The organism is Metabacillus niabensis, assembly GCF_902829255.1.
GTDB classification, from domain to species: Bacteria; Bacillota; Bacilli; order Bacillales; family Bacillaceae; genus Metabacillus; species Metabacillus niabensis.
The window spans coordinates 23,242-46,603 of sequence record NZ_CADEPK010000009.1; the positions used below are offsets into that span (position 1 = coordinate 23,242).

The 23,362-nt window shown below is 35.1% G+C and carries 22 protein-coding genes; 3 read left to right on the forward strand and 19 right to left on the reverse strand.

Annotated features, from left to right (window positions below; genetic code table 11):
- Positions 1-144: 144 nt before the first annotated feature.
- From HU235_RS01665 to gpr, 15 genes are all read right to left on the reverse strand, one after another.
- Positions 145-591 (reverse strand): GatB/YqeY domain-containing protein, encoded by a 447-nt coding sequence (locus HU235_RS01665; protein ID WP_095302533.1) that lies wholly within the window; start codon positions 589-591, stop codon positions 145-147.
- A gap of 14 nt (positions 592-605) precedes the next feature.
- Complete coding sequence (gene rpsU, locus HU235_RS01670) at positions 606-779, reverse strand: 30S ribosomal protein S21 (protein WP_015595024.1); 174 nt, start codon at positions 777-779, stop codon at positions 606-608.
- 214 nt (positions 780-993) lie between these two features.
- Positions 994-1,662 (reverse strand): deoxyribose-phosphate aldolase, encoded by a 669-nt coding sequence (deoC, locus tag HU235_RS01675; protein WP_145581470.1) that lies wholly within the window; start codon positions 1,660-1,662, stop codon positions 994-996.
- A gap of 127 nt (positions 1,663-1,789) precedes the next feature.
- A complete protein-coding gene (gene mtaB, locus HU235_RS01680; RefSeq protein WP_095302535.1) occupies positions 1,790-3,151 on the reverse strand; it encodes a tRNA (N(6)-L-threonylcarbamoyladenosine(37)-C(2))-methylthiotransferase MtaB in 1,362 nt (453 codons plus the stop codon).
- A 4-nt stretch (positions 3,152-3,155) separates the two neighbouring features.
- Complete coding sequence (locus HU235_RS01685; protein ID WP_095302536.1) at positions 3,156-3,911, reverse strand: 16S rRNA (uracil(1498)-N(3))-methyltransferase; 756 nt, start codon at positions 3,909-3,911, stop codon at positions 3,156-3,158.
- Positions 3,912-3,935: 24 nt separating this feature from the next.
- The gene (gene prmA / locus HU235_RS01690) at positions 3,936-4,874 is read right to left on the reverse strand and encodes a 50S ribosomal protein L11 methyltransferase (protein WP_095302537.1); all 939 of its coding nucleotides are present in this window, start codon (positions 4,872-4,874) and stop codon (positions 3,936-3,938) included.
- Between the two features lie 36 nt (positions 4,875-4,910).
- Entirely contained in the window at positions 4,911-6,032 is a 1,122-nt protein-coding gene (gene dnaJ / locus HU235_RS01695) for a molecular chaperone DnaJ (RefSeq protein ID WP_095302538.1), read from the reverse strand.
- Positions 6,033-6,202: 170 nt separating this feature from the next.
- The gene (gene dnaK, locus HU235_RS01700) at positions 6,203-8,038 is read right to left on the reverse strand and encodes a molecular chaperone DnaK (protein ID WP_095302539.1); all 1,836 of its coding nucleotides are present in this window, start codon (positions 8,036-8,038) and stop codon (positions 6,203-6,205) included.
- A 40-nt stretch (positions 8,039-8,078) separates the two neighbouring features.
- On the reverse strand, positions 8,079-8,669 hold the full coding sequence (grpE, locus tag HU235_RS01705; RefSeq protein WP_174879190.1) for a nucleotide exchange factor GrpE: 591 nt from the start codon (positions 8,667-8,669) through the stop codon (positions 8,079-8,081).
- Positions 8,670-8,825: 156 nt separating this feature from the next.
- Positions 8,826-9,854: a heat-inducible transcriptional repressor HrcA gene (gene hrcA / locus HU235_RS01710; RefSeq protein ID WP_095302541.1), complete on the reverse strand. Its 1,029-nt coding sequence runs from the start codon at positions 9,852-9,854 to the stop codon at positions 8,826-8,828.
- Between the two features lie 209 nt (positions 9,855-10,063).
- Entirely contained in the window at positions 10,064-11,200 is a 1,137-nt protein-coding gene (hemW, locus tag HU235_RS01715) for a radical SAM family heme chaperone HemW (RefSeq protein WP_233452112.1), read from the reverse strand.
- A gap of 98 nt (positions 11,201-11,298) precedes the next feature.
- Positions 11,299-13,122, reverse strand: a complete 1,824-nt coding sequence (lepA, locus tag HU235_RS01720; RefSeq protein WP_145581467.1) for a translation elongation factor 4 — start codon at positions 13,120-13,122, stop codon at positions 11,299-11,301.
- A 387-nt stretch (positions 13,123-13,509) separates the two neighbouring features.
- Positions 13,510-13,851, reverse strand: a complete 342-nt coding sequence (locus HU235_RS01725) for a YqxA family protein (protein ID WP_174879191.1) — start codon at positions 13,849-13,851, stop codon at positions 13,510-13,512.
- Positions 13,852-13,877: 26 nt separating this feature from the next.
- Positions 13,878-15,074, reverse strand: a complete 1,197-nt coding sequence (gene spoIIP, locus HU235_RS01730) for a stage II sporulation protein P (protein ID WP_095302545.1) — start codon at positions 15,072-15,074, stop codon at positions 13,878-13,880.
- Positions 15,075-15,410: 336 nt separating this feature from the next.
- A complete protein-coding gene (gene gpr / locus HU235_RS01735; protein WP_174879193.1) occupies positions 15,411-16,532 on the reverse strand; it encodes a GPR endopeptidase in 1,122 nt (373 codons plus the stop codon).
- A gap of 246 nt (positions 16,533-16,778) precedes the next feature.
- Here gpr and rpsT point away from each other — a divergent pair, with 246 nt between their 5' ends.
- Positions 16,779-17,036, forward strand: coding sequence for a 30S ribosomal protein S20 (gene rpsT, locus HU235_RS01740; protein ID WP_095302548.1), 258 nt, complete (start codon positions 16,779-16,781; stop codon positions 17,034-17,036).
- A 112-nt stretch (positions 17,037-17,148) separates the two neighbouring features.
- Here the strand turns inward: rpsT and holA are convergent, their stop codons facing one another.
- The gene (gene holA, locus HU235_RS01745; RefSeq protein ID WP_095302550.1) at positions 17,149-18,168 is read right to left on the reverse strand and encodes a DNA polymerase III subunit delta; all 1,020 of its coding nucleotides are present in this window, start codon (positions 18,166-18,168) and stop codon (positions 17,149-17,151) included.
- A 343-nt stretch (positions 18,169-18,511) separates the two neighbouring features.
- Here holA and HU235_RS01750 point away from each other — a divergent pair, with 343 nt between their 5' ends.
- Positions 18,512-18,646, forward strand: a complete 135-nt coding sequence (locus HU235_RS01750) for a YqzM family protein (protein WP_095302552.1) — start codon at positions 18,512-18,514, stop codon at positions 18,644-18,646.
- 26 nt (positions 18,647-18,672) lie between these two features.
- Here the strand turns inward: HU235_RS01750 and HU235_RS01755 are convergent, their stop codons facing one another.
- The 3 genes from HU235_RS01755 to HU235_RS01765 all read right to left on the reverse strand — a co-directional run bounded on the left by HU235_RS01755 (position 18,673) and on the right by HU235_RS01765 (position 22,406).
- Positions 18,673-21,012 carry a DNA internalization-related competence protein ComEC/Rec2 gene (locus HU235_RS01755; protein WP_174879198.1) on the reverse strand — a complete coding sequence of 780 codons (2,340 nt, stop codon included), beginning with the start codon at positions 21,010-21,012 and terminating at the stop codon, positions 18,673-18,675.
- Positions 21,013-21,080: 68 nt separating this feature from the next.
- Entirely contained in the window at positions 21,081-21,638 is a 558-nt protein-coding gene (locus HU235_RS01760) for a ComE operon protein 2 (protein WP_174879200.1), read from the reverse strand.
- A 135-nt stretch (positions 21,639-21,773) separates the two neighbouring features.
- Positions 21,774-22,406, reverse strand: a complete 633-nt coding sequence (locus HU235_RS01765) for a helix-hairpin-helix domain-containing protein (RefSeq protein WP_233452111.1) — start codon at positions 22,404-22,406, stop codon at positions 21,774-21,776.
- 91 nt (positions 22,407-22,497) lie between these two features.
- Between HU235_RS01765 and comER the strand changes: the two genes are divergently transcribed.
- Entirely contained in the window at positions 22,498-23,331 is an 834-nt protein-coding gene (gene comER, locus HU235_RS01770; protein WP_145584849.1) for a late competence protein ComER, read from the forward strand.
- Positions 23,332-23,362: the final 31 nt, after the last annotated feature.

Here is a 23,362-nt window from a genome sequence, read left to right on the forward strand (position 1 = left end):
CCCTCCTTTCTCCTTTGACTTATGTAATATGTAATACGTTTATAAATAAGGATAGTTTCATGTTTTTTTTTAAAAGAATACTTTGTGAAGTTTCGTTGAATTACAAAATAAAAAACACCTTGCATAGCAAGGTGTTTTATTATTTTATGATAGCTGTTTTAACACAAGTTTATTAACAAGACTTCCGTCTGCTTTTCCCTTCACCTTGGGCATAAGTGCTCCCATAACTTTCCCCATATCTGCTTTAGAAGTAGCATTTACTTCTACAATTGTTTGTTTAACAATTTCCGATACTTCTTCTTCAGAAAGCTGTTCAGGCATATAATCGACTAAAATATCGATTTCCGCTTGTGTTTTTTCAACCAAGTCCAAACGATCAGCATTTTTAAATTCCTGGAGGGAGTCTTTACGTTGTTTTAATTCGCGAGAAAGAACTGTCAATTCATCTTCTTCCGACAATTCATTTTTGCCAAGTTTTATTGCTTCATTTTGCAACGCAGCCTTGACCATTCGAATGACAATTAATTTGTCTTTTTCTTTATTTTTCATCGCTTGTTTCATATCTTGATTCAATTGCTCAAGAAGACTCATAAGTACACCCTCTTTTAGAATTTGCGCTTTCTAGCTGCTTCAGACTTTTTCTTACGCTTTACGCTAGGCTTTTCATAGAATTCGCGCTTTCTTGCTTCTTGTATTGTACCACTTTTAGATACAGTACGTTTGAAACGACGAAGAGCATCTTCAAGCGACTCGTTTTTACGAACGACCGTTTTTGACATTCTCTTTCCCTCCCTCCGAATACAACCAATCGACATCTTTAAATAAAACATGTCTTAAAAGATAACATGTACTTTGCAATTATAATATAACGAATTATTAAGGTCAACTCATATAGTAAAAAGATCCGTGTTAAATGTTGTTTATTTTATATAATTTATTCTTTTGCCCGTATTCAACTGTTTGTATCGATATTTTTTTGCTTTATTTACCTTATTAATAATCTGAATTTGATGTTTCACCTTTTACAATCGATACCCCTGAACTAGCACCAATTCTAGTAGCCCCTGCTTTAATCATTGCTTCGGCACCAGCCGTATCTCTAACTCCTCCAGAAGCTTTTACACCAATTCCTTCTCCGACGGTTTTGCGCATAAGACTAATATCTTCTGTTGTCGCACCACCGGTAGAAAATCCTGTAGATGTTTTTACAAAATCTGCGCCTGCCTTTACTGCAAGTTGACAAGCACGTATTTTTTCTTCCTCTGATAACAAGCTTGTTTCGATAATTACCTTTGTTAATGCTTTTCCTCTTGCTGCATCAACAACAGCTTTAATATCACGTTCCACTAAGTCATCATTTTTATCCTTTAGAGCGCCGATATTAATAACCATATCAACTTCTGTTGCACCCTTTTCAATCGCATCCTTTGTTTCAAAAGCCTTTGTTTCAGTAGTAGATGCTCCTAATGGGAAACCAATTACCGTACAAACCTTTACGTCACTCCCTTGAAGTAATTCAGCAGCTTTCTTTACCCAAGTTGGGTTAACACAGACAGATGCAAATTGATATTCTTTTGCTTCCTCACAAAGTTGCTTAATTGTAGCGGCAGTTGTATCAGCTTTTAGTGCAGTGTGATCAATCATATTTGCTATATTTACCATATGTATATCTCCTTTCATTAAATAAGATGTCTGACTTCTAACATCTTATCATTAATGGATTCGAAATCCAAGATACTCCACATAAATAAAGGATTGATGATTAATATCACCAATCCTTTATTTACACTTATGAAGATAAACGAACTTGAGATAATGTATCAAATGAATCTTCTACAACTCTAACAAATTGTCCTTCATTATATGGATATCCAGCTTTTGAAATTTTCACTTTCACAATTTTCCCAATCATTTCCTCAGTCGCTTGGAAAACAACTTTTAAATAATTATCTGTATACCCTACAAATAAATCATCATTTTCTTCCTCTTTAAAACGTTCCTCTGGAATAACTTCCAACACTTCATCTTCAAATTTTGAAGCATATTCTTTAGCTAGCTGGTCTGATAATTGAATGAGTCGATGTACACGATCATTTTTTATTTCTTCGTCGACCTGATCATCCATTCTTGCTGCAGGAGTACCCGTACGTTTTGAATATGGGAAAACGTGTAGCTCAGAAAATTTATGTTTTTGAATAAAATTGTACGTTTCCATAAATTCCTCTTCAGTCTCACCAGGAAAGCCTACAATAACATCAGAAGTAATTGCTAATCCAGGCAATGCCTCTTTTAGGCGTTCAATTCTTTCTGCAAAAAATTCCATTGTATATTTTCTGCGCATACGTTTTAATACCGTATCAGATCCTGATTGAATTGGAATATGAAGGTGTCTAACTACTTTTTTAGAATTCTTTAATACTTCAATGACCTCATCAGAAATTTGGCTAGCTTCAATTGAAGAAATACGTATCCGTTTTAAGCCATCCACTTGCTCCTCTAAGTCACGTAAAAGCATTGCCAAGTTATAATCCTTTAAATCCTCACCATATCCACCAGTATGGATTCCTGTCAATACAATTTCTTTATAACCGGCTTGTACTAATTGTTTTGCTTGTGATACAACTTCCTTCGGATCTCTTGAACGCATTAAACCACGAGCCCAAGGGATTATGCAAAACGTACAGAAATTGTTACAACCCTCTTGGATTTTTAACGAAGCTCTTGTACGGTCTGTGAAAGCCGGAACATCAAGCTCTTCGTATACTCTTGTTTTCATAATATTTCGCACACCATTAATTGGTTGGCGTTCCTGTTTATATTGCTCAATATATTCCAACATTTTCACACGGTCTTGAGTACCAACAACTATGTCAACTCCTGGAATTGCCATAATTTCTGCAGGAGATGTTTGAGCATAACAACCCGTTACACAAATAACACCATCTGGGTTTTTCCGGATCGCTCTACGGATAACTTGACGACTTTTCTTATCGCCTGTATTCGTAACAGTACAAGTATTAATTACATATACATCAGCAATTCGTTCAAAATCAGTTCTTTCATAGCCTGCTTCTTTAAACAATTGCCATATAGCTTCTGTTTCATAATGATTTACTTTACAACCTAAAGTATGAAATGCAACAGTAGGCATGTTCTCACCTCGATAGTTCGAAATAATAAGAAACAGCTGATAATAAATATAAAGGGGCTGTTTCAGTTCTTAAAATTCTAGGTCCAAAGCTACAGGTTACAAAACCTATCTCTTCAAGACTTGCTACTTCCTTTTCCGTTAATCCACCTTCAGGACCAAATACAGCGATTAATGATCCACCTTCTTCTAAAGCAGAAAGTGATTTAGCAAGATTTTTACTTTCACCTTGTTTAGCTGTTTCTTCGTATGCAACGATTTTTACATCGTAGTTGTTAGAAATCTCTAATAAACGATTAAATTGCAAAGGTTCAGAAACATCTGGCACCTTATTGCGATATGATTGTTCTGACGCTTCCTTCGCTATCTTTTGCCAACGTTCAAGCTTTTTTTGAACCTTTTTATCTTCAATTTTCACAATAGAACGGGCAGCATTAAAAGGGATAAAGGAAGAAGCACCTAATTCGGTACCCTTTTGTATAATCCATTCAAGCTTATCCCCTTTAGGCAACCCGCTCGCAATGGAAATAGAAACAGGTAATTCACGATTAACTGTCATCCATTCTAATATAAAACAGTTCACTTGATCACTGGTAATTTCAGCAATTTCACATAGAGCTTCATATCCATCTTTTGTACAACATACAATTTTATTCCCCTGTGTCATGCGAAGGACACGTGAAATATGATGTACGTCATCACCAGTTATTTGAATATTAGAGGTTAATTCTGATTTATTATTATTTATAAAATATCTTTGCATGACATTCACCTTAAATAGAAAAATCTATTTTTTCTTTGCAATAAACGCTACCCAATCTTCCATGACCATTGTTTCCTCGATAATAAAACCAGCTTTAAGCAACGCATCTTTTACTTCTTGCTTTTTATTTTGAATAATACCAGAAGTGATAAATGTTCCGTTTACTTTTAGTGTTTCATAGGCTTTATCAATAAACCTAACAATAATTTCGGCAAGAATATTAGAAACGATTAAATCAACAGGTCCCTCGATACCATCTAACAAATTATTTTGTGAAACAGTTACTACATTTTGTACTTTGTTTAACTTACAATTTAAACGTGCACTTTCAACAGCAACCTGGTCTAAATCAAGTGCTACTACCTGTTTAGCACCAAGTAATCCAGCTGCAATACTTAGTACACCAGAACCTGTTCCAACATCAATGACTTTATCACCTTTTTTAACTGTATCCTCTAATGCTTGAATACATAGTACTGTTGTCGGATGTGTCCCCGTGCCAAATGCCATTCCTGGATCAAGCTCGATAATAAGTTCGTCTGAACTAACCGGTTCATAGATCTCCCACGTCGGAACGATTGTGAATTTTTCTGATATCTTCACTGGGTGGTAATATTTTTTCCAAGCAGTTGCCCATTCCTCTTCATTTACCTCGCTAATGGTTACATGATTTCGACCTAAATCAATATCATATATTAACAAGTTATTGATGGAATCTTTAATCGCTTCAACCGTCTCTCCTAAGAAGCTGTTTACAGGTAAGTAAGCTTTGATAATTACCCCTTCTTCTGGGTAATCAGTTGGATTTAGTTGGTAGATTTCACCGAGTTCTGTACTTCGCTCTTTGAATAAATCAGCAATATCCTCTATTACGACACCACTAGCTCCTGCCTCATGTAAAATATTTGAAATGGGTTCAACCGCTTCTTGTGTTGTATGGATACTAAATTCTGACCACTTCATATCTACCAACTCTCCAATCTTTATCTAATAATATTCTTATTCACCTTTAAAAGCTCGCTTTACTTTATCGAAAAAGCTTTCTTCATGTTCATCAGGCTTTGATCCGCTTATTTCAGCAAATTCACGCAATAAATCCTTTTGTTTCTCAGTTAGGTTTGTAGGTGTTAATACTCGTAAAATGACGTATTGATCACCCTGTCCATATCCCCGAACATTCGGAACACCTTTCCCTGATAAGCGGAATTTCTTTCCAGTTTGTGTTCCAGCAGGCACTTTTAATTTAACTTTCCCATGTAATGTTGGAACTTCAATTTCATCACCTAATGCGGCCTGTGCAAACGTTAATGGCATTTCACAGTAAATATCGTCACCATCTCTTTCAAAGAACTCATGCTCTTTTACATGGAAGACGACATATAAATCACCTGGAGGTCCACCATTTACACCTGGTTCACCTTGTCCAGATACACGCAATTGTTGTCCATCGTCAACACCAGCAGGTATTTTCACTTGGATTTTTTTGCGTTTTTTCACTTTACCGGTTCCACGACATGTTCCACATTTATGCTTAATGATTTTGCCTGTACCTTCACAGTGATGACAAACTCGTCGATTTACGATTCGTCCAAAAGGAGTATTTTGTTCAACATTTAATTGACCACTTCCGCCACAATGTGAACAGGTTTCAGGTTTTGTGCCTTTTTGAGCACCTGATCCATGACATGTCTCACATGTTTCTTCCTTTGGTATTTCAATAGTCGTTTCTTTACCAAATACAGCCTCTTCAAAATTGAGAGTCATCGTATATTGTAAATCTGCACCTTGTCGTGGTGCATTTGGGTCACGTCGTCTTGTTCCACCGCCAAAGATTGAGCTGAATATATCTTCAAAGCCAAAACCATCTCCACCAAAGCCAGCACCGCCACCAAAGCCTTGATTTGGATCTGTATGACCAAATTGATCATAGTGGGCTTTCTTTTGGTCATCACTTAATGTTTCATAAGCTTCTTTAATTTCCTTAAATTTATCAGCAGCATCTGCTTCTTTATTTATATCAGGATGGTATTGTTTTGATAATTTACGATAAGCTTTTTTAATCTCATCTTTTGACGCGTTCTTACTTAACCCAAGTACCTCATAGTAATCACGCTTGCTCATAATTTCTCACTCCCGATTTTCTCACATAAGGTAAATTGTATCACTCTCATTAGTCTATTAGCAACTAATTGTTGTTAGAGACCTCTATTTCTTCATCATTCCCTTGAAAAAATCACACCAAAAAAGTCAAAGCCAAGACAAGCCTGACTTTGACTTCTTAACAAGAACAATTATTTATTATCCTCATCTTTTACTTCTTCAAATTCAGCATCGACTACATCGTCATTTGCTTTTCCGCCTGCAGCTTCTCCACCTTGTCCTGCTTGTGCTTGTTTTGCTGCTTCTTCATATAATTTAACAGAAAGCTCTTGTACAATCGTTTGGAGTTCTTCCTTCTTAGCTTTGATTTCATCTAAATCATTTTTTTCAATCGCAGCTTTTAAAGCGTCCTTCGCTTCGTTAGCTTTTGTTACTTGTGCTTCGTCTACTTTTCCTTCAAGGTCTTTTAATGTTTTTTCAGTTGTAAACACTAATTGATCTGCCTCGTTACGAAGTTCAACTTCTTCTTTTCGCTTTTTATCAGCATCTGCATTTTCTTCTGCTTCTCTTACCATACGTTCGATTTCTTCATCTGATAAGCCAGTAGATGATTTAATCGTAATTTGTTGTTCTTTATTTGTTCCTAAATCTTTTGCACGGACATTTACGATACCGTTTTTATCAATATCAAATGATACTTCAATTTGTGGTACTCCACGTGGAGCTGGTGGAATATCAGTCAATTGGAAGCGACCTAATGTTTTGTTGTCTGCTGCCATTTGACGCTCACCTTGTAATACATGAATATCAACAGCAGTTTGGTTATCAGCTGCAGTTGAGAATACTTGTGATTTACTTGTTGGAATTGTAGTGTTACGGTCAATTAATTTCGTAAACACGCCACCCATTGTTTCAATACCTAATGAAAGTGGTGTTACGTCAAGTAATACAACATCCTTAACATCACCAGTGATAACCCCACCTTGGATAGAAGCACCAAGTGCAACGACTTCATCAGGGTTAACACCTTTATGTGGCTCTTTTCCAAGCGCTTTTTTAATTGCTTCCTGAACAGCAGGAATACGAGTAGAACCACCTACAAGAATAACTTTATCAATTTCACTTGCTGTTAAATCAGCATCACTTAACGCTTGACGTACAGGTCCCATTGTTCTTTCAACAAGATCTGAAGAAAGCTCATCAAATTTTGCACGAGTCAATGTAACTTCTAAATGAAGTGGACCTGCCTCACCAGCAGTGATAAATGGTAATGAAATTTGTGTTGATGTAACTCCTGATAAATCCTTTTTCGCCTTTTCTGCTGCATCTTTTAGACGTTGAAGAGCCATTTTATCTTTTGAAAGATCAATACCATTCTCTTTTTTGAATTCTGAAACTAAATAATCAATAATCACTTGGTCAAAGTCATCTCCACCAAGACGATTATCACCTGCTGTCGAACGAACTTCAAATACACCGTCACCTAATTCAAGTACAGATACGTCAAATGTACCTCCACCTAAGTCATAAACTAAAATTGTTTGGTCTTCATCTGTTTTATCTAAACCATATGCTAATGCTGCAGCTGTTGGTTCATTAATAATACGCTCTACTTCTAAACCAGCAATTTTACCAGCGTCTTTTGTTGCTTGACGTTCAGCATCATTAAAGTATGCTGGTACTGTAATAACAGCTTTTGTAACAGGCTCTCCTAAATATTCCTCAGCATATGATTTTAAATGTTGAAGAATAATTGCAGAAATTTCTTGTGGTGTATAGTTTTTCCCTTCAATTTCCACTTTATAGTCAGTACCCATATGACGTTTAATCGAAATGATTGTATTAGGGTTAGTAATTGCTTGACGTTTCGCAACTTCACCAACTTGACGTTCCCCATTTTTAAATGCAACTACTGAAGGCGTTGTACGGTTTCCTTCTGGGTTTGGAATAACTTTTGGTTCTCCGCCTTCTAAAACTGCGACACATGAGTTTGTTGTACCTAAGTCGATACCGATAATTTTACTCATTAGAAATGAACCTCCTAAAGTATGTAATGTGATAATTTTATTATTGATTTACCTTAACCATTGCTGGTCGAATCACTCGGTCTTTTAGCTTATAACCCTTTTGTAATTCTTCAATAACTGTATTGGATTCGAAATTTTCATCCTCTACTTGCATTACTGCTTGATGGATGTGGGGATCAAATTGTTCTCCAACAGATTTGATTGCTTCCACTCCCTCATTTTGCAATGCTTGAATTAGCTGGTTATAAACCATATTCATTCCTTGTAGCAATGATTTTGTTTGGTCGTTATCTGCTTCTATTTGTAATGCTCTTTCAAAATTATCCAGAGCAGGAATAATCTCAGATACTAAACTTTGAGCTCGGTATTTTTGTGCTGCTTCTTGATCAAGTCGAGTACGTCTTCTAAAATTATCAAAATCAGCTTGTGCACGTAATACCTTGTTTTCAGCCTCTTCTAATTTTGCTTCAAGTTCAGCTATTCTTTGTTCTGCAACATTACCAGATTCCGATGCTTCTTCAGTTTCAGTAGTCGTATCAGGATTAACTGTTTCACCTTCCACTTCAACCTCTGCTGCATTTTGTTCTTCAATTACTTCTTCTTGTTCTGCAATATTTTTTTCGTTTGACACAATTGTTCACCTCCTTAAAGGATTTGTTATATTTGGTGTTGCTTGCTAAAAACTGCAACGTTCTACGAAAAAGAGTCTTTATTCTCATTAAACAAAGATATCGTTTGTTTGGGATAGAATTTATCTATCCCATCTTTCCCATAATAACCAACGTTATCAGCCATGATACAAATCAGTTAATGTTTTCGACAAATCATGTGCCATGTGATTTAACAAGCTTATAACTCGTGAATATTCCATCCTTGTTGGTCCTAATACAGCTATCGTCCCTAATTGATTATCACCAAGCGAATAAGTTGCAGTAATTAAACTACAATTTTCCATTGCTATATTTTCATTTTCCTTGCCAATTTTAATCGATATTCCTGCTTTATTCGATTGTAAAAGGCCATATAGTTCTTTCTCTTGCTCAATCATTGTAAGCAAAGAACGAATTCTATTGATATCTGAAAATTCTGGCTGGCTTAACATATTCGTTTTACCGCCAAAGTAAATTTTTTCACTTGGATTGACCTTTAGAGTACCAGCCATTATTTTTAGCATCATATCATAATTTTTAATGTGATCCTTTAATACAGAGACAACTTCTTTATAAATCTTGTCTTGTAGTTCAACTAACGGTACCCCAGTTAGCCGTTCATTAAGAATATTGACCATTTTTTCGATATCTGAAGGATCAAGCGTTCCAGGAAAGCTAATAGTCCGATTTTCTACATGCCCTGTATTTGTTACAATAATCGCTACTGCTGTGTCGTTATTAATTGGCACAATTTGAATTCTCTTCAAACGATTTTCTTTCACTTTTGGTCCAAGAACGATCGAAGTATAATTCGTTAATTCCGATAGGATTTGAGCGGATTTCTGAACAACTTTTTCAAGTTCAAATATTTTTTCGGCATAAATTGATTTTATTTGGTTTACTTCTGTTTTTGTCAGCCGTTGCGGTGACAACAGATGATCAACATAATAACGATAGCCCTTTTCCGAAGGGACACGCCCTGAAGAACTATGTGTTTTCTCTATAAATCCCAAATCTTCTAAATCAGCCATATCGTTTCTAATTGTAGCCGAACTAAAAGTAATTTCATTTTTTTTCGCTAATGTTCTCGAACCAACAGGCTGAGCTGAGTGAATAAAATCATCAATAATTACTTGTAGAATCAACAATTGGCGATCTGTAAGCAACTATCATCACCTCTGTTAGCACTCTATGTGTGCGAGTGCTAAATATATATAAAAAGTTATCAAAACCTAAATAAATTGTCAATTATTAAATCGTTTCATCCTTAAGAAAGGTTATTTGGAATATTTTTCGAGAATTTTTAGCATAAATACCACATCAACATCGTAACAAGATTATTTCACTATGTCTAACAAGCTTATAAAAAACGCCATTAAGATAGTGACAAAAATTCTTGAAAAACCTCATTCCCTAAAAGCTTTCCATTATGTGTAAGCTTAACTGCATTTTCGCTGTTTGAGATTAACCCTTGTTTCTCCAACTTCATCATTTGTTCACCAAAAATGTCTTCTATTTTAGTGCCATACTTTTTATAAAAAATCGCTTTATCGACACCTGCAATTTTTCTTAGACCAAGAAACATTTCTTCTTCTATTTTTTCCTCTAAAGTTACCTTATGCATACTTTGATAAGCTTGGCCGCTTTGCTTTATTTGTTCAATATATTTTTTTATTGGACCAATATTTGATGTGCGATTTCCATCAATATATCCATGAGCTCCTGCACCAAAGCCATAATAATGCTCATTATTCCAATAGGTAAGATTATGATGGCTTTCAAAGCCTGGTTTTGCGTAATTGCTTATTTCATATTGCTTGTACCCGTGCTTATCCATTTCTTCCATTGAAATTTCATACATTTGCGCTTCTTGCTCTTGTGGTGGTAATGATAATTTTCCCTTTTGCATTAAATTATAAAACACCGTTTTTGGTTCTACTATTAATGAATAAGCCGAGAAATGCTTCATATTTAATGTGAAGGCTGTTTCTAGTGAAGACTTAAAGTCAGCTATTGATTGTCCTGGCAAGCCATACATTAAGTCAATACTCATATTATCAAAGCCAATTTTTTCTGCAGCATCTATCGTTCGAAAAACATCTTCTTTACGATGAACCCGACCAATTCGCTGTAATAACTCATCATTAAAGCTTTGAACCCCGATACTCAACCGATTAACTCCAGCATTTTTTAGAACCTTTAGTTTATCAAAGGTCAATTCACCTGGATTAGCTTCAACCGCAAATTCAATCAGTTGATTTGACATAATTAATTCTTGATGAATCCCTTCTAATAAGCGATCCAATTGCTTTGTTGTTAACGCAGTAGGAGTTCCACCACCGATAAAAATTGTTTTTAAAGGTTCTCTCGAATGATGCTTTGCAGCATGCATTTCTTTTATAACCATTTCAATATATTCATCTACTGGTTGTTGTTTAAAAAACACTTTATTAAAGTCACAATAGTGACATATATGATGACAAAACGGGATATGGATGTATGCTGATTCTATCATTTATTTTCACCCTCTAATTAAGATGCCGCAGTTATCAGCTGCGGCATTGGTTCCATTCTATTAATAATTAGGACAAGCCTAACTTTCAAGCTTTTTTAGCTTTCGTCCATTCGAAGTACGGCCATAAACGCCTCTTGAGGTACTTCAACCGAACCAACTTGCTTCATCCGTTTTTTCCCTTCTTTTTGTTTTTCTAACAATTTACGTTTACGAGATATATCTCCACCATAACATTTCGCAAGGACGTTTTTACGCATTGCTTTTATTGTCGATCTCGCAACAATTTTTTGACCGATTGCTGCTTGAATAGGGACTTCGAATTGTTGACGCGGAATTAATTCCTTTAATTTCTCAACGATATTCTTCCCTCGGTCATAAGCAGAATCACGGTGAACGATAAACGATAGTGCGTCAATTTTTTCACCATTTAATAATATATCCATTTTCACTAATGAAGAAGCTTTGTATCCAATAAGTTCATAATCAAATGATGCATAGCCTTTTGTATTTGACTTTAATTGATCAAAGAAGTCATAAACAATTTCAGAAAGCGGGATTTCATAATTAATGCTTACCCGTGTTTCATCTAAATATTGCATATCAATAAAAATACCACGTTTTTTCTGACAAAGCTCCATTACTGCTCCAACATAATCGTTTGGTACCATAATTGAGGCCTTTACGTAAGGTTCTTCAATATGGTCTATCTTTTGTGGATCAGGCATATTAGAAGGATTATCAACCTTTAATGTTTCCCCATCTGTTAAGTGAACGTCATAAATAACACTCGGAGCAGTTGTAATTAGGTCAATTTTAAATTCACGCTCAATTCGCTCTTGTATTATTTCCATGTGAAGTAAACCTAAAAAGCCACATCTGAAACCAAAGCCAAGCGCCTGCGATGTTTCTGGTTCAAATTGAAGTGATGAATCATTTAATTCAAGCTTCTCTAATGCTTCTCGTAAATCATTGTATTTTGCTGTATCGATTGGGTATAATCCACAGAAAACCATTGGATTTAGCTTTCTGTAGCCTGGAAGTGGTTCTGTCGCGCCATTTTTTGCGTCTGTAATCGTATCACCGACTCGAGTATCACCGACATTTTTAATAGCCGCTGTTAAAAATCCAACATCTCCAACATTAAGTTCCTTTAATTGAACCGGTTTTGGATTAAATACACCTACTTCAGTTACCTCAAACTCTTTCCCAGTGGCCATCATTTTTATTTTCTGACCAACTTTAACAGAACCTTCCATAACTCGAATATATGCAACGACTCCTCGATAAGCATCATATAATGAGTCAAAAATAAGCGCTTTTAAAGGCCCTTCTGGATCTCCTTCAGGTGCTGGTACTTTTTCAACTATTTGCTCTAGTATTTCTTCAATACCAATCCCTGCTTTCGCTGACGCCAACACAGCTTCTGAAGCATCTAATCCAATTACTTCTTCCACTTCATTACGAACACGTTCCGGATCAGCACTAGGCAAATCGATTTTGTTAATGACAGGTAGAATTTCTAAATCGTTATCAAGAGCTAAATACACGTTTGCTAACGTTTGTGCTTCAATCCCTTGTGCAGCATCAACAACTAAGACAGCCCCCTCACATGCAGCAAGACTTCGTGAAACTTCATAAGTGAAATCGACGTGTCCTGGTGTATCGATTAAGTGAAACGTATAGTCCTCGCCATCTTTTGCTCTATATTTTAATTGAACTGCATTTAGCTTTATTGTAATTCCTCGTTCTCTCTCTAAATCCATTGAATCTAGTAATTGATTTTTCATTTCTCGTTGTGTTAAAGCTGATGTCTTTTCTAAAATACGATCAGCTAATGTTGATTTACCGTGATCAATATGAGCAATAATCGAGAAATTTCGGATTTTCGATTGCCTTTTTAGTTTTTCTTCTCTATTCATATCTATTTTCACTCCTACATAGCTTACAAGTACACTATTCTTCATTATATCAATTGCCTTTTCAACATTCAATGAATAAAGTAAGTGTTCAACTCTAGCCATTTAGTTTATTTAGGCTGTTCTTGTAAAATTTGTTGCTTTTAATTGTAGTCGCTATAGTTGAAACTAATTGTGTACTCCCACTTCCGAGGAGCGTAGGAGGGTTACCGAGAATTATGCAGCGTGTATACGCGAATGTAGTCTCAGCTCGTACTTAAAAAGTGTGTATCTGAAGGAGGAGATAAATCTTCCAGTACAGCCTACTGTTTACAAAAGCTGCCAAAATAAAAAACAGAAAGAAATAAGATACTCTTTTTTAAAAAGAAGAACCTTACCCTTCTGCTATTGTTAATTTCGATTAAGTAAAGTTGCTATTGATTCAAGAAGTGATGATACACCATTGCTTACAAGTGTTGCGAATTGTTTTCCGATTTGAGAGAAGAAATTAAATGCCTCTATTTGTTCTAATTGCTCTTGTTTCTCCTGAAGATCTTGGCTAGTAACGTTATTTCCAAGAATTGATGCTTGAACATCTCCTGTTTCATTTTCAACTTGGAAAGCACTTTGAAGGTCAGGATCTTGGTAACCCTTCATTTTAATTATCCCTTGATTAGCTTGTTGCATCCCTATTAATACACCAAAAAGGAGGATTGTGCATAGAACAAAGCATTTCAACATAAATTTCATCATCTTTCTTCCCTCACATTGTTTTGCAATTATTCTGCAGTTCCAGTCCCATTTACTTTTTCAGCCTGCCAATAGTATTCACTGAAAACATCTGCCACCGCAGCTACTGTATTTTTTAATTCTTCCAAATTATTATCTACTCCACCAAATTCAATAAGCATAGCATTCCCAGAAAGGTCTTGGTTATATACTCCGTTATTTCCTTTTCCACCTTGCTTAAATATCCCTCGGCTTAGTCCTGGATATTTTTTTTGTAATAATTCATGTAGTTCATTTGCAACCTTTTCATTTTTTTCCGCTGATGGATTATCCCTTCCAACGACAAATGCTAATTTTGCGTAAGATTTATTATTTATTGAAATCGTTGTAACGCCTTTTCTTTGAGCGTCACGATGAATATCAATTAAATAATTCAATTCACGATTATTAGCCATTGCACTTTCAACAATTGGTCGTGATGCTGCATACGATTTTGCATAATTCCAGCCTTTTTGCTTTAAATTCGCTTGAATATCCGTCGAATCCACTTGCGCTCCAATTCCTTTCTCTTCAAGCGCTTTACCAAGTAACTCACTTACGATAGTAACATTCGCTTTCGAATGAATTGCCCGATCCGGATCTGTTTCCCCCTCAAGTAAAGGTAAATATGATTCTGTATTATGCGTATTATATATATAGACAACTTTTTTATCTCCAGTTGTAAGACTTGGAGGTGTTTTCGGCTCATCATCTTCTGCATTAACTACTTCATTTTTATCAATCGACGCCTCTCTTTCTTGCTCTAATACCTCAGTTGGTGGCGGTGATTCATATGGCATATTCGTATAGTTTGTCCCATCACCAGCAACAACAATTTCACTATCATATAAAGAAAATCCTGGTAATTCCCTACCTAATAGACTGCGCGGATCGTCAGGATTAATGCTAGTGGCTACTTTAAACATGATTGTAGACAACTTTATTGGCTCCGTCTTTTCCGGTGGTAATGCAGATACAAAATATCGGTTCTCAGCTCCTAATAGTTGTAAAAATGCTTCACTATCAATAGTCTTTGTTAAATCATTGATCGAAGAAGAGGTCAAACGATATTCAGGTTTAAGGGATGTTAAAAAGCCCGAAAGTAAAAAGATCACTAACAGGGTGATGAAGCTTAATACAATTCCTTTTTTAATACTTGTCCCATCCACTGCAACAATCATATTCCGTCTAGTTCGCGAACGCTTCATTCACTGTTAACCTCCTTATGCTTGTCTATTAATTTCTATGAACAAACATAAGGAGATAGAACTCTATCACTATTTTTTCTCTGTAATTTCTCTATCATTTTAAATTTGATAGACTTTCTACTTTTAACATTTTTGACTCTGTTTTGTTGTTTCTTTCAAACATTTTAACCATTCGCTTTCGAGCGTCGGTCCGAGAACCTTCTTGTTTTTACCCACTTGTGGGGACACCCTTTGACACGCTACTCTAAGCAGGATTCTCATGTATCGGTTCAACAACAAAGTGTTTATAAATCAACCAAATTCTTTAATATAGCCAACATGTAGAAGCTTTAAAATTTAATGAGTATATGAACCTGCATTTCCTTGATCAACTTGTTGATGAAGTGCAGTATTCAGCCCACTTGCAATTACATTTGCCATGTCATCAATAAAGATATCTACTTCCTTAGGTGTCACCATTAAATTATGTCCTAATGGTGCTAAAACTTCGTGAATAAGTTTTCGCTTTTCATCTTCCTCAAGACCTCCAACAATTCCTAAAAATTGTTTTCGATGTTCATCACTAGGTATATCTTCGTCTGTTAGCACTCTTTTTTCTCCAAACGTCATCCCTGCTGGTGTTAGCGAGCGGGAAGGCTTATCCCCTTCTCTTAGTTCTCTGCCAAAATGCTTTAAAATGAAATCAATCGTATCACTTGTTATCGAAACAGCATCAACAACAGTTGGAATACCAATTGCTATTACAGGAATACCAAAAGTTTCTTTACTTAATGCCTTTCTTTTGTTTCCAACCCCCGAACCAGGGTGAATGCCAGTATCAGAAATTTGAATTGTCGTATTTACACGTTCAATTGATCGTGACGCTAGAGCATCAATTGCAATAACAAAATCCGGTTTTGATTGCTCGATTACACCTGAGATAATATCACTTGTTTCAATACCTGTTAGCCCCATAACTCCTGGAGCAATTGCACTAACAGGACGAAATCCTTCTTGAACATTTTCAGGTTGAAGTTTAAATAAATGTCTCGTTATTAATAAATTTTCAACTGCAAGAGGTCCTAGTGCATCCGGAGTCACATTCCAGTTTCCTAAGCCTACAACTAAACAGCTCGCATCTTTTTTTATATTTAGCTCATCTAAAAATTTACTAAATTGCTTCGCAAAAATTTCTATTACTTTTTCTTGAAGCTCACTATCCTTTTGACGAATCCCCTGAACTTCAAGGGTTAAGTATTTTCCTGGTTTTTTTCCAATAATCTTTGCACCTTCATCTTCAATCTCCATTGATGAAAGCTTAACTCCTTCTTCTTCCCATTCCTTCATTATGACTCCCGCTATATTACTAGTGTCATCAGGAGTAACTGTTGGTGTCGTATTTTCCAAAGCCATCGCCCTAGCTTCTACTGCTAAATCTGTACGAACCGAATAATTGCTTAAGTCTAAAGATTTTCCCATTTTCATCCCTCCGATGTTATTCCTGTTAAGTATGGTTACCATTTCTAGAAGGAATCATGCTTAGAAGGGGCAGATGAATTGATTTTCTTCATTTTTTTTCAAAATTAATCAAATAAAAAAGGTTTCAATGGATTTTCCTTTACATTAGTATTGCAATATCAGTGGTCGTTTGATAGAATATCTTTTGTTCATGTAAAGAAATGTCGAGGATAAATAGTCTCGATTTATTTCTTAGGAGGTGAAAGTATGCCAAATATTAAATCTGCAATTAAACGCGTAAAAACTAGCAATGATCGTAATGCTCATAACTCTGCAATCAAATCTGCTATGCGTTCTGCTATTAAAAAAGTAGATGCTTTAGCTGTATCTAACGATGTTGAGAATGCGAAAGCGGCACTTGTTGAGGCGAATAAACGAATTGATAAAGCTGCACAAAGTGGTTTAGTTCATAAAAACACTGCTGCTCGTTACAAATCTCGTTTAGCTAAAAAAGTTAACGGATAATCTGCATATAATGAAGGAAGCTTGATTTCTTTTGCTTATCAAAGGATAGCAATACTAGAATGAAACTTTTCTTATCATTAAAAAGAAACGATCCCATATTAGGATCGTTTTTTTATTGTTCAAAAAGTTTTAACAAGAATAGTTCCAAAACTAATTGCTTGTCCTTTTTCCCTGTCTTCATTTGATAATCTGCCTCTGCTAATTCCAACAGTATATTAGCTAACTCATCAGAAGTAAATAACTTTGCTTGCTGCAAGGCTAATTTCACTCGAAACGGATGTACCTTGACTGTATTGGCTATTTGCTGTTGCCCATAACCAGTACCTGACAGTTCCTTTACTTGTAAAATCAGTCTAAATTGATTTACAAGCAATGATAAAATTTTAATTGGTTCTTCATTATTTTTTAGTAAATCATAAAAGATTCTCAATGCTTCACCACTTCTCCGATGAATAACATTGTCAATTAACTCAAATATATTTTGCTCTAACGTTCTGGGAACAAGAAGCCTTATAATATCTGGGGATACTTGTCCTCCTTCACCAACATACGTACTAATCTTTTTTAGCTCCTGATTCAAAATCATTAAATCACCAGCTGTTAATACCATTAGTTCATCTATCGCTTCTTTTGAGAAATAAACTACCTCTTGTTCCGCCATTTCGGTAATCCATTCAATTGTGTCTTTTTCAGATATAGAAGTCATTTCGAGCACAATTGATTGTTTTTTCAATAGCTTTGTTATTTTTTTCCGCTCATCAAGCTTTTCATATGGAGCCACGAATAGAAGAATCGTATATGGCGCTGGAGAATTTAAATATTGTTCTAATTTATCAAGCTTATGTTCAACCTTTTCTTTTTTCTTTTCACTTGTTAAGAAGAAGGGATTTTTTATAATTACAACCCTTTTTTCGCCCATAAATGGAAGTGTTTCTGCATCTTCTATTGCAGTATCAATACTCGTCTCTTCCATATCATAAATTGACAAATTGAAGTCTTTTTCTTCATCATTAAGCGCTGCATTTATAATTAATTGCACTGTTTCTTGCATTAAGAATGCTTCTTTTCCAAGTAGCAGGTAAATTGATTGTAATTTCTTTTGTTTAATCTCTTTCCAAACATTAAAAATCATGTAAGTTGCTCTCCAATCGTTCTTTTCACTCCTTAATCGTAAAATGAAAATGATGGTTTGGCAAGCTAAAAAGGGAATTGATAGTGAAAGTACGACTATCAATCCCCTCTGATCTATGTTAACGCTTCGTTTCAGACCCTAGGTTATCTAATTCGAAGCGATACCACGAATTGAAAGCAAGTAGTTTACTTAAAATAATGAATAAAGCTTTTCTATCAGTATTTTTTACATTATAAATGTTAGGTATCATGTAAGGGTTTTTAAAATTCATTAAGAACATAGTGAAGTTGTAGATTTTTTTATTTGAATCACTTATACTAAAACTGATATAGGAGGGGTAACTGTGAACGAATTTGAGAAAAGTGTCCAAAGCAAGCGTAATGACGCGGTAGATTCTGGAGTTGGTTTTATTGTATCCTTTGGTTTTTTTGCGATAATCTTCATTATTGCTACTGCAATTAAATTAATTGGAGCATAATGTCATATTGCAGTCCTACATAGAGGCTACGATTTAGTGGTCTCTTTTTCCTTTTCGACTTTTACTTTATCGTATGGTGGATGTGTAGAAAAGGTTCCTCGATTCCCTTTAAATTGATATAAAATAGAACCTTGTAAATCTGTTCGTAATAGAGGGATATTTCTTTCCTTTAACTTGTCCAACACCTCGGTATGCGGATGCTGATATCGATTATTTAAGCCTACAGATACGAGAGCTAATGCTGGTTCTAATTTATCTAAAAATAGCTCTGATGAAGAACCTTTACTCCCATGATGGCCCAACTTAAGAATATCTACTTTTAAAGATGGAAATCGTTTAATCATCCTCTTCTCCGCTTCTAATTCAGCATCTCCTGTAAATAACCAGCTAAGCCCCCCAATGTCCATCAATAAAACTAACGAATCATCATTTTTACTATCCGATAGCGTAATTGGCGATAAAACGTGAATAAAAAATTGATTTAAGCTGATTTTATCTCCAGCTTTCGCTATTAAAATGTTCATTTGCTTCTCTTGTGCTTTTCGTATAACCGCTTCCTCTAATTCGCCTCTAATAAAGCCCTCTGGAATTATCAGTTGATTAACCGCCATTCCTTCCATTAATGGAACTGCTTCACCGATATGATCCATATCTCCATGAGTTAAAAACAGTGCATCTAGCTTTGTAACACCTAATGACTTCATATATGGAATAATTACTTTATTTGCTATTGAATATTGATTGTTCGTTTTTTGCCATTCCTCTTCCTGAAACGTTACCTTTCCTCCAGTATCAATTAAATAATTCCCTTTGTTAAATGGTCTTTGAATAAAAATCGCATCCCCTTGTCCAACATCAAGGACAACGACCTTCCCATTAGGATTGATATAAGGAGTTGCTAGTTGTATTGCTATAACTAAAAATAATATGGTAACAGATTTGTAAACTTGTTTTTTTGTACACTCAAGCTGATAAAAAAAATATATCGTGGACAGAGTAAGTGCAATAATAAACAGGATTGGCGGTTTACCAGTTGTTACAGTTGTATAAGGGATTTTCTTACTAAAGAGTACAATGTGATGAGTAAATTGTAGGAATTGATTAAATAAGTGTATGATTGATTCTCCAACAGTAGTTGAAAAAACGGTAATTACAGTAGAGAAAATAGCAAAAGGCAAAATTACATATGAATATAGAGGAACAAAAAGCATATTCATTGGTAAGCTTAGTAACGAAATTTCATAAAAGTTATAAAGGATTATGGGCATTGAACATAACTGAGCAACAAGTGAGATTAATCCGAGCTTTACAATTGAATGAGTAAACTGTTCGACCATTTTAAATGAAAGCAATAAACCATAGCTTACTACATAAGATAATTGAAACCCAACTTGGAATAAGTAGTATGGATTTATTAAAAGAAGAACTAAGCATGTAAAACTAATAACATCAACCGAAGAAAATTTCATCTTAAAATGCTTAATAAGTAAATATACAATGACCATAAAGGAAGCTCTAATAACAGATGGTGTGGCACCAGTCAAAATTGTATATACCGGTAAAATAATTAGCATGATCAACCTTGCCTTTTCATGGGTAACACCACAAATAACGAGCATATAATAAAAGGCACTAACAAGAAGTGCTACGTGGAGGCCAGAGATCGCGAGTAAATGAACTATCCCAAGCTCCTGGTATGCTATTTCTATCTCTTGCTGTAACAAGCTTCTTTCCCCAAATAATAATGCTTGAACGATACCAGCAGACTCTTTAGGAAAATGCTCTTCAATAAACTCTAAGCTTTTTTTTCGAATGATTAGTAATTTTTCATACCAGTTGTTTTCTTCGCTTTTACACTGACTAATTTCATCAACCCAATATTGCCAATGAATTTTATGCTCATAAAGATATTGCTTATAGTTAAAAGCATTTGGCACAGTAGGTAATTTCGGCATTTCTAGCTCCCCTGAAAATCGACAGCTCATTCCTGGATTGATTTTTTCGAGAGAGATTTTTTCTTCAGGAGATTTAATCCTATAGTAGAAAGTCAACTTTTCATTGAAAGAATTAACAATTTCTCCTTTAAACTGATCTCCATTTATGACAGGGATCGATGAAAATACAACTTCCCCATTGTATTCTCCTTCTTTTAACGATGTTTGATTATAATAATCAACAATTAAATAAGTGCTCATAAAGATTAATTTAGTAAGTAAACAAAACAAAAAAAGTGAAGCTTTCTTTTTAAAGAATAAAAATATATGAAGGCATGTTATTAAGAAGAAAAGTAGTGGATGAAACTGAAATCGAGGCAAAAGTATACCTAGACTTGCGGAAATTACTAAAAAAATTAGCTTATCTTTCAAACAACGTTCACCCCTAATCTCCCGAGAGCAAACTTAAATAGCAGTTCACCCTCAGGATTTTTAGACGGTTATGAAAATAATTTATCTGATTCGTTATATAGCCTTTTTATCTCTGATTCATTCATCGTATCAGCTAGTTTCTCAATTAAATCTGTTACAAATGCTCGTTTTTCCTGTTCTTTCGCTTCGTTTGGCATATTGTCGAATTCCACATGCTCTACTTTAACATTTGCTTGTTCAAAAAGCTCAATTGCATATGGGTGGTTTTTATAATCAACAGCATAATAAACTGTTTTTATTCCACTTTGAATTATTGCTTTACAGCATTGTAGACATGGAAAATGTGTAACATATATTTCTGCACCTTCCGTCGGAACACCGAATTTAGCACATTGTAGCAATGCATTCATTTCTGCATGGATTGTTCTTACACAGTGATTATCAATCACATAACACCCTTCATCAGAGCAGTGAACTCCACCAGCAATCGATCCATTGTAGCCCCCAGCAATAATTCGCTTATCTCTTACAATTGTTGCACCTACAGCTAACCTTGTACATGTACTACGTAATGCAAGTAAATGACTTTGAGACATAAAGTATTGATCCCAAGAAATTCTATTCATTTCGCTACCCCCAACTATGACATGTTTCTCTCTAGTTAGTAGTGTATCGAGAAAATAGAACAATCGTCAATTTATTATTTTTTCTTTTTAGACAATAAATTTAAAATTCCAACTATAATAGTCGAATTTCCTTTACTACTTCACTACAATCTCCTCCTTGATCTTATCAAGAGATTTTTCTCCGATGCCGGAAACCTCTAATAAATCTTCAATTTTTGAAAAAGGTCCATTTTCTTCACGATAGGCAATGATCGAACTTGCTTTACTCGGCCCAATTCCAGGTAAAGTTTGCAATTCTTCTAGAGTTGCTAGATTAATATTAATTTTTTCATTCGTTCCTTCTTGGGTAGTTTTCTGCTCAGTTGGAAGAACATATGGATTTTCCTTAATTTCTCCTTTCCTTGGAATATAAATCACCATTCCATCCTCAAGTGGTGCAGCTAAATTCACCGCAAGTTCATCAGCCTCCTTAACAAGTCCACCCGCTTCATCAATCACATCATGAACTCTCGAGCCACTCTCCATCTCATATACACCTGGTGTTTGAACTGCTCCTTTTACATCAATAACTAAGGTCGTAGTCCTTTCACCGCTCACTTCTTCCTCGTCTTCTAATGTCTGTTCCATTTCCTCTAAAACAAACGAATCTTCCTCACCTTCTCTATTTAGCTCTTGATTTAACATTAAATTTTTTGCAAATAAATATATCAGTAAGGCTCCTAAAGGAATAAAAATTAGTACTTTTTTATTTGTTAATAAGTTTCCCACTTTTTTACACATCCTTATTATTTAATTCATAAAAATAAGTGAATGTTCATATTGTTTATGAGAGATATGCATTCTAAGGAGGGGATATACTTTGAATGTAGGTTTTATTGGAACAGGAAATATGGGAAGAATACTTATTGAGTCGTTTATTGAGTCGGGAGCAATTAGACCCTCATTCATTTATATGACGAATCGAACGATTGAAAAAGCACTTTTAATTAAAGAGATATATCAAGATGTGCATGTTTGTGAAACTGCTGAGGAAGTAGTAAAGCAATCTGACTTAGTTTTTATCTGTGTAAAACCATTAGAGATTCACCCCCTTATAAAAGAACTTGATTATCTTTTATTACCGAATAAATGCTTAATTTCAATTACAAGTCCTATACAAGTTGAGCAGCTAGAATCAGTAGTCAAATGCCAAGTCGCCCGTGTCATTCCAAGCATTACCAACCGTGCATTTTCTGGTGTTTCATTAGTTTCTTATGGTAAATCATGTTATGAGGAAACCAAAAATAAAATTGATGAGCTTTTAAAAAAGATTTCAAAGCCTGTTCAAATTCGGAATGATGTAACAAGGGTATCATCGGATATTGTTAGCTGTGGGCCAGCCTTTTTTAGTTATTTGCTGCAAAGATTTGTTGATGGAGCTGTGGAAGAAACAGCGATTACTAAGGAGCAAGCAGTATTACTAGCTAGTGAAATGATTATTGGAATGGGAAAATTATTGGAATCAGATATGTACACACTTCCAACTCTTCAAAATAAAGTATGCGTAAAGGGTGGAGTTACCGGAAAAGGTATAGAGGTATTAGAAGAAGAGGTTGGAGATATGTTTAAAAGGATTTTCCAAGTAACACATGAAAAATACAACGAAGATATCGAAGAGGTCAACCTTCAATTCGAAAGTATCCCAAACAAATAATTCAATGTTAATGTCTTTATTCCTGCAATTA